The 13123-nt window shown below is 42.5% G+C and carries 13 protein-coding genes; 3 read left to right on the forward strand and 10 right to left on the reverse strand.

The genetic code is table 11. The features are described 5' to 3' along the window. Genes HY064_15370 through HY064_15390 form a run of 5 tightly spaced genes read right to left on the reverse strand, consistent with a single transcriptional unit; the run spans window position 1 to window position 4538 of the window. A complete protein-coding gene (locus tag HY064_15370) occupies window positions 1-963 on the reverse strand; it encodes an FKBP-type peptidyl-prolyl cis-trans isomerase (GenBank protein ID MBI3512036.1) in 963 nt (320 codons plus the stop codon). A gap of 12 nt (window positions 964-975) precedes the next feature. Further along, window positions 976-1974 (reverse strand): FKBP-type peptidyl-prolyl cis-trans isomerase, encoded by a 999-nt coding sequence (locus HY064_15375; GenBank protein ID MBI3512037.1) that lies wholly within the window; start codon window positions 1972-1974, stop codon window positions 976-978. A gap of 14 nt (window positions 1975-1988) precedes the next feature. Further along, entirely contained in the window at window positions 1989-2813 is an 825-nt protein-coding gene (locus tag HY064_15380; protein ID MBI3512038.1) for an FKBP-type peptidyl-prolyl cis-trans isomerase, read from the reverse strand. After that, window positions 2810-3337 (reverse strand): FKBP-type peptidyl-prolyl cis-trans isomerase, encoded by a 528-nt coding sequence (locus HY064_15385; GenBank protein MBI3512039.1) that lies wholly within the window; start codon window positions 3335-3337, stop codon window positions 2810-2812. Before HY064_15385 ends, HY064_15380 begins: the two co-directional genes overlap by 4 nt. Before the next feature lie 25 nt (window positions 3338-3362). Continuing rightward, window positions 3363-4538: a bifunctional oligoribonuclease/PAP phosphatase NrnA gene (locus HY064_15390; GenBank protein MBI3512040.1), complete on the reverse strand. Its 1176-nt coding sequence runs from the start codon at window positions 4536-4538 to the stop codon at window positions 3363-3365. Between HY064_15390 and HY064_15395 the strand changes: the two genes are divergently transcribed. Continuing rightward, on the forward strand, window positions 4520-4939 hold the full coding sequence (locus HY064_15395) for a nucleoside-diphosphate kinase (protein ID MBI3512041.1): 420 nt from the start codon (window positions 4520-4522) through the stop codon (window positions 4937-4939). The genes HY064_15390 and HY064_15395 overlap by 19 nt on opposite strands. Window positions 4940-4988: 49 nt before the next feature. Here the strand turns inward: HY064_15395 and HY064_15400 are convergent, their stop codons facing one another. Further along, on the reverse strand, window positions 4989-5426 hold the full coding sequence (locus tag HY064_15400) for a hypothetical protein (GenBank protein ID MBI3512042.1): 438 nt from the start codon (window positions 5424-5426) through the stop codon (window positions 4989-4991). 268 nt (window positions 5427-5694) lie between these two features. On the opposite strand from HY064_15400, the gene HY064_15405 reads away from it, so the two are divergent. Beyond that, complete coding sequence (locus HY064_15405) at window positions 5695-6351, forward strand: hypothetical protein (GenBank protein MBI3512043.1); 657 nt, start codon at window positions 5695-5697, stop codon at window positions 6349-6351. Here HY064_15405 and HY064_15410 read toward each other — a convergent pair. From HY064_15410 to ffh, 4 genes are all read right to left on the reverse strand, one after another. Continuing rightward, entirely contained in the window at window positions 6338-8419 is a 2082-nt protein-coding gene (locus HY064_15410; protein MBI3512044.1) for a ComEC family competence protein, read from the reverse strand. The two genes, HY064_15405 and HY064_15410, sit on opposite strands and share 14 nt — an antisense overlap. 43 nt (window positions 8420-8462) lie before the next feature. Further along, window positions 8463-8972 (reverse strand): ORF6N domain-containing protein, encoded by a 510-nt coding sequence (locus HY064_15415; GenBank protein ID MBI3512045.1) that lies wholly within the window; start codon window positions 8970-8972, stop codon window positions 8463-8465. Between the two features lie 143 nt (window positions 8973-9115). After that, window positions 9116-9994, reverse strand: a complete 879-nt coding sequence (folD, locus tag HY064_15420) for a bifunctional methylenetetrahydrofolate dehydrogenase/methenyltetrahydrofolate cyclohydrolase FolD (GenBank protein MBI3512046.1) — start codon at window positions 9992-9994, stop codon at window positions 9116-9118. A gap of 118 nt (window positions 9995-10112) precedes the next feature. Continuing rightward, window positions 10113-11447, reverse strand: a complete 1335-nt coding sequence (gene ffh, locus HY064_15425; protein MBI3512047.1) for a signal recognition particle protein — start codon at window positions 11445-11447, stop codon at window positions 10113-10115. A 174-nt stretch (window positions 11448-11621) separates the two neighbouring features. On the opposite strand from ffh, the gene HY064_15430 reads away from it, so the two are divergent. Further along, window positions 11622-13118, forward strand: coding sequence for a hypothetical protein (locus HY064_15430; GenBank protein ID MBI3512048.1), 1497 nt, complete (start codon window positions 11622-11624; stop codon window positions 13116-13118). Window positions 13119-13123: the final 5 nt, after the last annotated feature.

A 13123-nucleotide genomic window follows, 5' to 3' on the forward strand; every position in this document is an offset into this window, starting at 1 on the left:
TCAGTGCTGGCTGGGTTGCGCGGAAATAATTTCCACTTCGAACACACGCGTGAGTCCGTCCTTGTATGCCATGCCGGAAGGCAGAACGAAAATTGCTTTTTCGCCCAGGTGCATTTTGTAAATGCATTTTGTAAAACCGAGGATCATCGGATCGATGCCGAGTGTGAACGTCAGCGGTTGTTGTCCTTCCACCATTGTGTTTGAATCGAAAACGGTTCCGTCGAGAAATTTTCCGGTGTAAAGCACGCCTACTTTTGTAAATAATTTCAACGCATCGCCGGTACCGGGTTTGATAGTCTGAAAATAAATACTGTCTTCGTCGGGAGGAGTATTGAATCCATACTGGATCAGAAATGGTTTCAGCAATTCCTTATCCTTCGCTTTCAATTCCGGTTCTTTTGCTTTCGCCTGTTGCTGCACCTGTCCCATCACTTGGTTGATCTTCTGCTGAACAGCTTGTTTCGCCGCCTGCTCACGCTGTCCTTTCGCTTTGAGCGAATCAATCATCACGCGCGAAAAAACACTGTCCACTTTCACAGCGAAACCGATGTACTTCATTGAATCGACATGCTGCTGGAATTTAAAATCATTCGGGTAATATTTCCTGAGTGTATCATACTGAATGAAAAAACAGGAACTGTCGCCCGCGTGCATGTGCATGAACATGTCCATGAAATCTCCTTTGAAGAGCGGCTTTTTTATGAGAATGGGAAATGAACTTGCCTGTGCATTGGCATTTACATCGAGAAAAACAGAATCTTTCTCAGTTTTGAATTTCACTTTCACAAAAACCGCGCCCCCTGTATCAGCAAGAATTTTTCCTGTTCCTGCAGCGAATTGTTTTACGTAAGTGTCCTGGCTGTATTTTTTGTAACCCGGGAAAAGTTCTTTGGGTTCTTTCTTGAATGAGAAGAAAAGAAATCCGAAAATAAAAAGAGTGGCAACTAAAAAAACTTTTCTCATTACTGAAAATTTTTATTTATGCATAGCGGGCATTCCAGCGTCAATAACTTCAACGTTGAATACGCGCGTAATGGAATCCTGGTAACCCATCGCCGGCGGAATGATCAGTGTGCCTTTTCCGCCTTTTTTCATTTTCATTACGCCATTGGTAAAACCGGTGATCATCTGGTCAACGCCGAGTTGAAAAGTGAGCAGATCCTGTTGTGGTGATAATTCGTTCGTGTCAAAGATCGTACCATCGAGATATTTTCCGGTGTAGCGTAAACTTACCGTCATTCCGAATTGAATGGCCTCATTTGTTCCCGGCGAATTTTCGATATAATAGATTCCATCTTTATCAGGTTTCACCGTCACGTGATTATCGGCGAGATATTTCTTCAGCAATTTTGCATCCTGCTTTTTCATTTCCGGCGCCATCATTTGCGCTTTCTGGCGAATGGAGCCGAGCGAATCCTGTATGACCTGCATGATATGCATCTGGCGATTTCCTTCTGCAACAAAATCGTCCCATTTTTTTTTCGTATAAATGCTATCGACGCGCAATGCAAAACCAATGTATTTCATCGTATCATACTTCGGTTCTTTAAAACTGAATTTACTTTTTACGTGCGGCCCGCCCTGCTGATCATACACCGTGTCCACATAATATTTCTGAAGTGAATCAAGGCGAATGAAAAATGAAGCGCTGTCTCCCTTATGGAATTTCGTCATCACGTCCATGAAATCTCCTTTGTACTTGAATTTTGAGAGCGGGATCGGGAAAGCCATTCCGGGTTGACGCGGATTTGCATTGAGGTCCATGAACACAGAATCTTTTGCGTCCTTGAATTTGAGATGAACGAACATAGCGCCACCCACTTCACAGGTCTTTCCTTTGTCTGCACTGGTTTTCATCATGAGCAACCAACTGCCGTGTCCCTGATCTTCGTAACCTGGAAAAGGAGATTCATCCGCGCAGGAAACGATGAGAAATGCTGCGACAATCGCGATAGGGAAAATAATTTTTTTCATTATGATTTTTGAATTTATTGAACGGAAACCAATTCGATTTCGTAAATGACCGGTGTATGCGGCGGAACAATTCCATTACTGGATCCATTGGTGCCGAAAGCCAGCGCCGAAGGTAGGATTATTTTCGCTTTTGCTCCTGCTTTCATTCGGTGAAGGGCCTGTTCTAATCCCGGCAAAACCTGGTCGGGCTGTCCCCATGTAAATGAGAATGGTTTGTTTTCAGCGCGCGTGTCATCGAACATCACACCGTTCATCAGGGTTCCCGTGTAATGAATGACAATTGTTTTTCCTGTCGATGGCTTTTCACCGATGCCTTCTTTCTCCGATTGAAATATCAATCCTGTACTGTCCTGAGCGCAATTGATTTTATTTTTTTTCATGTAACGCTGAATGATCATCTGCTCATCGAGATCAGGATCGCGGTTCTCTGAAATTTTTTCATACGCTGCTTCATTCACAATGCGGATCACCTTCACATTCATTTCCACTGTTCCCGTATCCGGCGTTCCGATCATGTGAAGATCTCCGCCGGGAAGCATGAATGTAGCGCTGTCTCCTTCGGAGAGCACACTGAAGTACGGACTCGTGGACGCCTGGACGAAAAGTGTTCCTGTTCCGGTTTGAAATTCGGAATCGTAAAAAACTTTTCCGCCATATTTATTCTGCATGCGGATCTCGTAGTAATCATTCTCTCCGGCTTTTTTGCCGGATTCACCGGGAATATGAAGTTTATAGAAAACACCTTTGGCAGCTTCCGTAAAACCGGGATACTTCGCATCATCGCACGAGAAAAAAAAGAACACAGGAAATAATGCGGGGAGAATAACTGTTTTTTTCATTCTTTTTTTCTTAATGAAATTAATTCCACTTCATACACCACGCTCGAAAGCGGCGGAATTTTTTTTTCGTCGCCGGTAAGTCCCTGCGCGAGATGCGATGGAAGAATGAATCGTGCCTGGTCGCCCACGTGCATAAGTTGTATTCCTTCATGAATTCCATATTCCACGTAATCTTCTCCAATGAGAAATTCTTTTGCCGAATCTTTTTTGGTTTCGTAGCAAACTGTTCCGTCAAGCAGGTAAATTTTAAAATAAACTTTCGCGAACATTCCGCTCTTTGCCTGTTCACCGTTTCCTTTTTTCAGGAACATGTAACGCAACCCCGTTGGGGTTTCCTGCATCTGCCAGTTATGATTTTTGATGTATTGATTGATCTCATCATTCTGCCGCTTCTCATCCCACGTGTTCATCTGCAGCGAGAGCGTGTGCATCTGCTGTTTCGAGATCGGCTGCTTCTTCGGTTTCCCCTGCTCACCGCAAGATACGATCAGAAAAATAAGAAGGAAAAAAATGGAACGGAGCATGAACTGTTTTCTTTCTGAACGAAGTTCAGGCCTTTTTTAGTCTGGGAAGATAAGCTGGAAGAGCAGTTTTGAATTTTTTAACAACTTCCTCCAATGAAATTTCGAGTTGCCCGCCAGCCGCATTACGGTGACCTCCGCCATTGAAATTGGCACGTGCAAATTCATTTACATCGAAATTTCCTTTGGAGCGAAACGAACATTTTATTTTTCCGTCGCGCTCAGCAAAAAATGCTGAAAAAACAATTCCCTTCATAGTAAGGCCATAATTCACGAGTCCTTCGGTATCTCCTTTTTCATAATGAAAACGATCCTGCTCTGCTTCACTCAATGTAAAAAAAGCAGTATGCATTTCAGGGATTACTTCCATTTTTTCACTCAAGGCATAACCAAGTAGCCGAATGCGGAATTCCGAATTATCATCGTACACGCGCACGTGGTTGAGCGCGGCATCTGCACCTGCCTCCATGAGTGCGGCCGCCACGCGCATGGTTTTCGGTGTGGTACTCGGAAAACGAAATGAGCCGGTGTCGGTCATGATTCCTGTATAGAGACAATCGGCAATGTGGCGATCGATCTTTTTCTTGCCGCCGAGCGAAAGAATAAGATCGTAAATGAGTTCGGCGGTAGAAGAAGATTCCACGCGATGAAAAGAATACTGCGCGAAGCTTAAAGGATTCGGGTGATGATCGATGAGCACTTTCGGAATATCTAATTTCAAAATTTTATCGCCAAGCGAATTGATCCTTTTCAGGTCATTGAAATCGAGACAGAAAATGATCTCTGAATTCTCCAGCAGTTTTTCCGCTTTATTTTTATTCTTCATCGCATCAGTCACTTTAGAATGGCCGTGCATCCAATGGAGAAAAGCAGGATATTCATTGGGAACGATCACCTGTGCATCATGTCCGCATTTAATGAGATAATTCCAGAGTCCGAGTGAAGAACCTATGGCATCACCATCGGGAGACCAGTGTGTGACAATGGCGATCTTTCTTTTTTTAGCAAGAAATTTTTTGAGTGTGGAGGCGTCGCTCAAATGCAGAAAATATTTGGTGTGCGTTTTTTTTGGTTGACGTTCAAAGTTACGCGAAAGGACCGATGAACGATATTCTGAAAATGAAAAATGCTTACTTTTGCCCGCGAAATTATCGGGAAATGCCCGTGCAATAACCAAAGAATAAAATGGCAACGAACAGAACATTCACCATGATCAAACCCGATGCGGTTGGCAACAATTACATCGGCCCCATACTTGCAAAGATCAACGAAGCAGGATTCCGCATTGTGGCAATGAAGTACACCAAACTTTCAGCGGAGATGGCGGGAAAATTCTACGAAGTGCATAAAGAGCGTGGATTTTATAAAGAGCTGGTCGATTATATGTCGTCGGGCCCCATCGTGGCGGCAATCCTCGAGAGAGATGATGCAGTTGCTTCTTTTCGAAAACTCATTGGCGCAACCGATCCGTCGAAAGCAGAACCGGGAACGATCCGCGCTTTGTATGCGAAATCAATTGCGGCGAATGCTGTTCATGGTTCGGATAGTGATGAGAATGCCGCGATCGAAGGAAATTTTTTCTTTTCAATGACAGAAAGATTCTGAATCAGAAAAGTTTTTTTCAGATTGGTACAGGCAAAGATTAGCGCGGGATTTATTTGCACAAAAGACTCGACCCCAACCTTGTTTTTATTTTTTTATTGCAGAGAGCGGGCGGAAAAGTTGTTTTGAGAAAATAATCGAGGAATTGTTTCTCCATTCCCAATGGAAATTTTTCTCCGCATTTTTTTCCGGAATCCAATTTATACTTCGTGATATGCCCTGTCGAATCTATTGTTAATTCGACCACCATGATCACTTCCGGGCATTCCCTGCAACTGAGATCTATGTGAGATCTTTTAAGAATCGCCGGCAGAATATTTTTTGTCCAGTATCCTTTGATGCTGTCCCATGAAATTTTTGCCTGGCCTCCGAGTTGATAATCCCATACTGCGGCAGTATCAGTTGCAAGCGTATCCTGCACCTGTGAAAATGCTTTCGAAGTGAGCAGAAGTGAGAGCACAAATAAAAAAATAAAATGCACTTTTTTCATAGGTGAGTTGTCGTTATTCCTGCAAGATAAAAGGTTTTTGCTGAAAGTATAAAGGAACTCACTAAGCGCTTTATGCCGGATCCTCAGCTACGAATATTTTTTCTCCCGTCGACAGTTGTAAAATAAGGCGAGAAAGTTTTACCAATGACAACAGGGTCATAAAAACTGAAATTTCATTTTGGGAAAACTGCTTCTTTTTTTAACACGTTTTATCAAAGAAAAAATACCTTTTCTTTATTCAGTGAGTTATGCTACTAAAACCTGCCCCATGAAAAAATACTTTTTCCCTGCGCTGTTCTTATCAACTCTTCTTTTTTCCTGCTATGAGGATTCGCTTTGCTTTCGCTATCCCCAGCCCGTGAATGCAAAAAATCTCAAAGAAATTCCCAATGAATTACGCGGAACTTTTTCTCAGAATAACGATACTGTCACACTAACGATCTCCGACAAAATGGTGATCCGGAGATCCCTGTTTCCCATTCACTGGGCGTGGACAACACCGGATTCCGCTTCTGCAAAAAATTACAGCGGTGATACACTCTATACTTTAAACGATCTGGTCCAACATTTCAAAGTGGTCAATGATACGATGATCGGTTACGAGATTATTACTGATACCCTGTTCACTATCGGTCCGCGGCACGTTGTACGAAAATACAACGGCTCTTATTATTTCAATTTCCCGTCCGACTCCCTGAATTATTACGTGAGAAAAGTAGATATCTCAGGTAAGGTGCTCAATGTCGCTTACATTTCATTTGCAAATATTGAACGCTTCATGGTTTTCAGTGAATTTGATAAATATTATGAAACAAAGGATACAACAAAAAAGATCTATGGAATAGAACCCAAAGGGAATGAATTCAATGATTTTGTAAGAATGGGTGGATTCGATGCAGAGGAAGTTTACATCAGGAAAAAATAAATGATCCGCTGTTAATGATCAAGGCGCCTTTGCTTTCGAGATCATAGGTCTTCAGATTTCTTTTACTGCAATAGGTGCGGATTTTATTTTTTTCAAATTCGGAATCCGATGCATCAGTGATGATCACAACGTGTTTCCAGGAAGGAGGAATTTCAGGAAATTTTTTATTGAAATTTTTCAGCAAAAGAAAATCAGGTTCAGATTTCATTGACGAAAAATCATTTTGCTGAGCGATGATGATTTTCCTGTTACCGACATCGATGCATTCCACCCCGGAAGAATTATTTCCTACAGGAATTATTTCTTCATTATCCTTTCCTTCAACGGAAAAAAAAGGTGAAACGTGAAAATCAATATTTTCCTTTTTGACGGCAAGCGCCGAATCGACAAAAACGCCGGCAGAATTTTGATTCACAAAACCGATCGCTGTTTCCCTGTTAACGCTGAAAAAAATGATCTTCCCGCTGTTCATCTTCGTGAATGAATTCAACGAAATGAAAAGCAGAACTCCTGAGGCAAGAAACACATTGAAATAATTTCCATGCCGTTTAATCATAAAAATCATTCCGGAAATAATAACGGCATACAAGAGGATCGTTGACGTAACAGATACCGGCGAAAAGTGAACGGAGGAATACGGAAGGTGTTCGGTGAACGCAACACAACTGTTAAGGAGGTGCACAAGAAAAATAAATACAACAGCGAAAAGTTTAGTAATGAATCTTACCGGCGAACACACCAGGAAGACAAGTCCGGCATACAACACGATCGTCGATAAAGGAATAATGATCATGTTGGCAAAAAGAAAATAGGAAGGGAACTGTTTGAAATAATAAAGTCCGAGTGGAAAAGTAAAAAGTTGGGCAACAATAGTTACGGTGAACATGGTCCACAAATGTCTCCAGAGAAAAAAATCAGGTTCCCACTTTGCAGCGAGTAAAGGTTGAACAATTACAATTCCGGCAACAGCGAAATAGGAAAGCTGGAACCCCGCATCGAACAACAGGAGCGGATCGAAGAGCAAAAGAATAAATGCAGAAGCCGCAATGGAATTCACAATATTCCCGTTTCTTCCCATCGCTTTCCCGATGATGACAACGGTGAGCATGGTAACGGACCGGAGTACCGAAGGACAAAGCCCGGTGAGCGTTGCATAAAACCAAAGAAAAAATAACTGCAGAAAAAAACTGAACCATTTTGAATATTTTCTTTTTTCAAACGGGCCGAGTAATTTCAGGAGAATAACATAAATAAGAGCGACATGCATTCCCGAAACAGAAAGCACATGCAGAACGCCGGAAGCGCTGTAGGAACGGATCACGGAAGGATCGAGATGATCTGAATCGCCAAGCAACAGCGCGGCGGCTACACCGAATTCATTTCCATTCATTCCATATTCTACAAATTTTCCGAGACAATATTTGCGAAGTGAAAAAGCTGCGCGCACAAAATAATTTCCGTTATTGAGTCCGAGATCTCTCCACTGTCCATCATGCGCAAAAACATTTGAAAAAATTTCCCGTTTGGAAAGCCAGGCGGCATAATCGAATTCTCCGGGATTAGCAATCCCTTTAGTTTTTATGGGCGCGCGGGCAATCACAATTTCTTCTCCATACCGCAGATTTTCGCTTGCCGCTGAGCGATCGAGGTAGAAAAGAGAACGCTCATCACCATTTTTCCATTGGCCGTTCTGCTGCCAGGAAATAATTCTTCCTTCGAACTTTATTTTATTTTCTTTCACCACGGGTTCTGAATTCACACACACGATGATCCGCTGGATATTTTTTTCACCGGCTATTGTATTTTTTTCTTTTTCGAAATGAAAAGAAACGGAAGCAATCCCACAAATGAAAAGTGCAGAAGAAATGGCAAGCCCGTCGATCCCTGAAAAGCGGAGTGATCTTTTAAGAAGGTACCTGGAAATAATAACGACAGCCGTACAAAGCAAAAGCAGCAGCAACAAATCTTTCACCGGCAGAAGAAATTTTAGTCCCCATGAAAAAATAATTCCGGCAATGAATGGAAGGAGCAATCGTACGAAAGGAATCCTGGGAAGGAAAGAATGCAAAGGAAATTATTTTTGAACTGGTCACAAATTGTGACCAGTTCGTTTATTTTCTTTTTATAGCGTAACCGATTTTTTTTCTTTTTCCCAGTTTGGGCGCGAGCGCATCTATTTTTTTCAGGAGAAATTTGAAAACCTGGTTTACTTTATCATCCAGAGCGTTTATTTCTTTTTTCAGATCCCTGTTCTCAATCAGGATCGCACGGTAACGCGCAAATGCACGCATGATCTCAATATTCATTTGTATCGCCCGTGGAGAATTAAGGACGCTGGATAACATCGCCACGCCTTGTTCGGCAAAAACCATCGTACGTACATAGGAGTGTTTCAGGAAAGAAAGCCGTGATGCCTGCGACAGGAGCATTTCTTTTTCCTCTTTCGTCAGGGTAAACATGAAATCTTTCGGAAAACGTTTTCGATTTCGTTTTACCTGCTGCTTCAATTTTTTGGTTTCTGTTTCATAGAGCATCGCGAGATCCACGTCGATCATCACTTTGATTCCCCTGAAATCGAAGATCAGGTTGTCAAATTTTCTTACCGGTACTTTTGTATTCATAAACTATAAAATATGAACTGGTCACAAATTGTGACCAGTTCGGTAAAAACAAAAAAACTAATTATGAAACACCAGCGCGAATCTAAATGAAACCGTGGGAAGGATTCGGTATTAAACGCTTGTAAATAGAAAATAATTTGAGGTCAGTAGATCGCTTTCTTCGCGGCGAGCAGTGTATTCTGCAAAAGCCCGGTGATCGTCATCGGCCCCACTCCACCGGGAACGGGTGTGATCCAACTGCACTTCGGGGCCACTTCATCAAACTTCACATCGCCCTGCAATCGCCAGCCGTTTTTTGTTCCGGGCGCATCCACGCGCGTAGTGCCCACATCAATCACCACTGCTCCTTCTTTCACCATATCTGCTTTCAGAAAATGCGGTTTGCCAATGGCGACAACAATGATGTCTGCATTTTTTGTGAAGGAAGAAATATCTTTCGTTTTGCTGTGAACAACCGTCACCGTACAATTTCCGGGATAAGAATTTCTGCGGAGCAAAATACTCATTGGCGAACCCACGATGTGACTCCTGCCGATGACCACACAATTCTTTCCGGAAGTTTCAATTTTATTGCGTTCGAGCAATTGCACAATTCCGAATGGAGTTGCAGGAAGATAGCAGGGAAGATCGAGCGCCATGCGACCCACATTGGAAGGATGAAAACCGTCCACATCTTTTTTCGGATCCACCGCTTCAATCACTTTCTGTTCATTGATGTGTTTTGGCAATGGCAACTGCACAATGAATCCATCGATCTCCGGATCATTATTCAGTTTATTCACTGTTGCAAGTAATTCTGCTTCCGAAATTTTTTCATCAAGATGAATGAGTGTTGAACGAAAACCGATCCGTTCGCATGCTTTCACTTTTGCATTCACATACGTGAGGCTTCCTCCGTCATTTCCGACAAGAACAGCAGCAAGATGAGGCGCGCGATTTCCATTCGCCACATAATTTTTTACTTCTTCAGCTATTTCGGACTGAATTTCTTCTGCTATTTTTTTTCCGTCTATTAATTTCATTAGTTAATTATCATTGGGGTTGTGGTTCAGCTTTAATCAGAAACTAATTGCACAGATGCATTTATTTTTTGTAAACTTATTTTTTGTCATTGGCAAATAAATAATCTACAGAAAAAAATTATTTTTTCATCTTCGGCATATTCCTCATCATCTTCGCCATCTGCCCTTTGTCCTGCATTACGCGCATCATTTTTCTGGTCTCTTCGAATTGTTTCATCAATCGATTCACTTCCTGGATATTTCTTCCGCTTCCATTCGCAATTCTCATTTTACGATTTCCGTTTATGATCTCGGGATGCTCGCGTTCCTTCGGCGTCATCGATTGAATGATCGCCTCAATATGTTTGAATGCATCGTCGTCAATGTTGATGTCCTTGATCGCTTTTCCAACGCCGGGAATCATTCCCATCAGGTCTTTCACATTTCCCATTTTCTTGATCTGCTGCAACTGCCCGAGAAAATCGTTGAATGAAAATTTATTTTTCGCAATGCGTTCCTGAATTCTCCGCGCCTCTTTCTCGTCAAATTGTTCCTGCGCTTTTTCTACGAGTGTAACCACGTCTCCCATTCCGAGAATGCGATCGGCCATACGCTCGGGATAAAAAACATCAAGCGCATCCATCTTCTCTCCCGTTCCTACAAACTTGATCGGTTTGTTTACAATGGATTTTATGGAAAGTGCAGCACCGCCTCTTGTATCACCATCGAGTTTGGTGAGGATCACACCATCGAAATCAAGTTTATCATTGAATGCTTTTGCAGTATTCACCGCATCCTGTCCCGTCATGGAATCGACAACAAATAGAATTTCGTCGGGATCGATCGCTTTTTTAATAGCTGCGATCTCGTTCATCATTATTTCATCGATAGCAAGACGTCCTGCAGTATCGACGATCACAATTGTATTTCCATTTTGCTTCGCATGAGCCACAGCACGCTTTGCAATTCCAACAGCATCTTTCGATTCGGATTCTGCATAAACTTCCACACCGATCTGTTCACCTAAAACTTTAAGTTGATCGATCGCGGCAGGACGATAAATATCGCACGCAACAAGAAGAGGGTTTCTTCCTTTTTTACTCTTGAGAAAATTCGCCAATTTCCCTGAATGCGTCGTTTTTCCTGATCCCTGCAATCCGCTCATGAGAATAATGGCCGGGTTACTGTTGATCTTTAATTCGCTCGCCGCACCGCCCATGAGCAGGCGCAACTCATCGTGCGTGATCTTGATGAGCAATTGTCCAGGAGAAACGGCAGTGAGTACATTTTGCCCGAGCGCTTTTATTTTTACTTCATCAGTGAATTTTTTTGCAACAGCAAAACTCACGTCTGCATCGAGCAGCGCTTTGCGGATATCTTTGAGCGTATCGGAGACATTGACCTCGGTGATCTTTCCCTCGCCTTTGAGGACTTTGAATGCGCGTTCTAATTTGTCGCTTAAATTATCGAACATGACCTTGAAATTTTAAGGAGTACGAAGATAAGAAAAGAGTTATTGGTTGCTGGTTATTGGGAATACAATTGATGGTCCTTTGATTTTCCCGACCAGTTATTAAATGAAAGCCGCCATTCACATTCAACATTTCTACAGCACTTGTTTTCTCGGTAAATTCGGGCATCATTCCCAATGAGAAATTTTTTTTCAATTCTTCTTTTCACGTCAGCAATTAAAATAACTGCCCAGGATTTTTCTGTTTCAGTTACTGCGAGTCAACGCACCGCCCGCAACAATGAGATGCTTAGTGAATATTGCGGGAAAGATGCAACGGGTTATTTTGCATTCGGGCAGGTAGGTGGTGTGAATTGCATGATGAAACTGAATGCGGATATGAGCATGGCCCGGTTCGAACCGGTGGACAAGAATGTTTACAATCCTAAAAAATATTTTTTCTCTTCCATCCACGAAATGGGAAATACGATCTGGCTGTTCACCAATACATTCGACCCGCACGCCCGCTCGCTCGTGCTCTGCGCGTCGCAGGTGAACAAAGATTCGCTCACGGTAACACCAGGTGCGCAGGTACTCACGCGATCTGTTAACATAAACGTGCCGTTGTATTCCAACACAACTACCTCCTACGCTTTTTCGCCGGATGGAAAAAAACTGCTGCTGTATTACAAAACTGCCGACGGATCCAGAACAGACCAGGCCTTTTACCTGAAAGTACTCGACGATTCGCTGAACCTGTATTGGGAAAAAGAAATCCATACTTTTTTTCCACCCGACAACTGCGAACTCGCGCAGGTAAAAGTGGATAATGAAGGAAGGGTGTACTTCCTGGTGCGGAAGAATAATTTTGCACATCATTCATTTATTTCCGAGTATCATCTTTTCATTCTTCGCGATAAAGGAACTTTTGTGAAAGATGTTTTACTGGAGACTGGCAATGAAATGATCAGTGACTGCGCCTTCGATGTTACTGCAAACGGCACAGTCCGTATTTCCGGATTTTACAATGAAGGGGAAGAGGGCTATATCGACGGAACATTTTTCCTGGAACTGGAAAAGAGCGGTTATATGCAGAGTCGCATCCAACTGAATCCCTTCTCTTCAGACCTGCTCAAAGATTTCGGAAATAAGGTGAATGACACGCTCGTGAAAATGCAGGATATTTTTCCTGTGATCGATGTGCATGCTGATGATCGCGGAGGAATTACAATGATCAGTGAACGGAGTTTTGCGAATAAGGAAACCTATTTTACCAATGATAATTCGCTGGATCTACCAGAAGTGAGAACAGAATACCATGAAGAATTATTCATTTTTCATTACGACAGTTCGGCATCGCTGCTGTGGCAGGATATTATTTCAAAGGATCAGAACACGTCGCTCAAACACATGCAGAATATTCCTGTCCGTTATTTCTATTCTGGAAATGATCTTTTTCTTTTTTACAACGACCAGGTGCACGACGACCAGAACAGTTACGGCTATTCAAGCGGCATGGTCTCCATCGCGAAAATAGATTCGGCCGGGAAAATTTTTATTCACGATCTGCAACCGGCATTACCGCATGAAACGCTTTTTCTTCCTTATTACACTTATCGCACCGGCGAAAATGAATTCCTGCTTTTCTGCTGTGAGAATTTTTATTTGCGGAGAGTGAAAGTGGTGCTTAATTGAAATGA

It is taken from the genome of Bacteroidota bacterium (assembly GCA_016194975.1).
In the GTDB taxonomy this organism is placed as follows: Bacteria; Bacteroidota; Bacteroidia; order Palsa-965; family Palsa-965.

Bases quoted from the DNA above. Each gene is read 5' to 3' on its own strand.
- HY064_15385 (MBI3512039.1), bottom strand. From the start codon at position 3,337: ATGCTCCGTTCCATTTTTTTCCTTCTTATTTTTCTGATCGTATCTTGC.
- folD (MBI3512046.1), bottom strand. From the start codon at position 9,994: ATGAAATTAATAGACGGAAAAAAAATAGCAGAAGAAATTCAGTCCGAA.
- HY064_15405 (MBI3512043.1), top strand. From the start codon at position 5,695: ATGAAAAAATACTTTTTCCCTGCGCTGTTCTTATCAACTCTTCTTTTT.
- HY064_15430 (MBI3512048.1), top strand. From the start codon at position 11,622: ATGAGAAATTTTTTTTCAATTCTTCTTTTCACGTCAGCAATTAAAATA.
- HY064_15415 (MBI3512045.1), bottom strand. From the start codon at position 8,972: ATGAATACAAAAGTACCGGTAAGAAAATTTGACAACCTGATCTTCGAT.
- HY064_15370 (MBI3512036.1), bottom strand. From the start codon at position 963: ATGAGAAAAGTTTTTTTAGTTGCCACTCTTTTTATTTTCGGATTTCTT.
- HY064_15390 (MBI3512040.1), bottom strand. From the start codon at position 4,538: ATGTTCTGTTCGTTGCCATTTTATTCTTTGGTTATTGCACGGGCATTT.
- HY064_15380 (MBI3512038.1), bottom strand. From the start codon at position 2,813: ATGAAAAAAACAGTTATTCTCCCCGCATTATTTCCTGTGTTCTTTTTT.
- ffh (MBI3512047.1), bottom strand. From the start codon at position 11,447: ATGTTCGATAATTTAAGCGACAAATTAGAACGCGCATTCAAAGTCCTC.
- HY064_15400 (MBI3512042.1), bottom strand. From the start codon at position 5,426: ATGAAAAAAGTGCATTTTATTTTTTTATTTGTGCTCTCACTTCTGCTC.
- HY064_15375 (MBI3512037.1), bottom strand. From the start codon at position 1,974: ATGAAAAAAATTATTTTCCCTATCGCGATTGTCGCAGCATTTCTCATC.
- HY064_15395 (MBI3512041.1), top strand. From the start codon at position 4,520: ATGGCAACGAACAGAACATTCACCATGATCAAACCCGATGCGGTTGGC.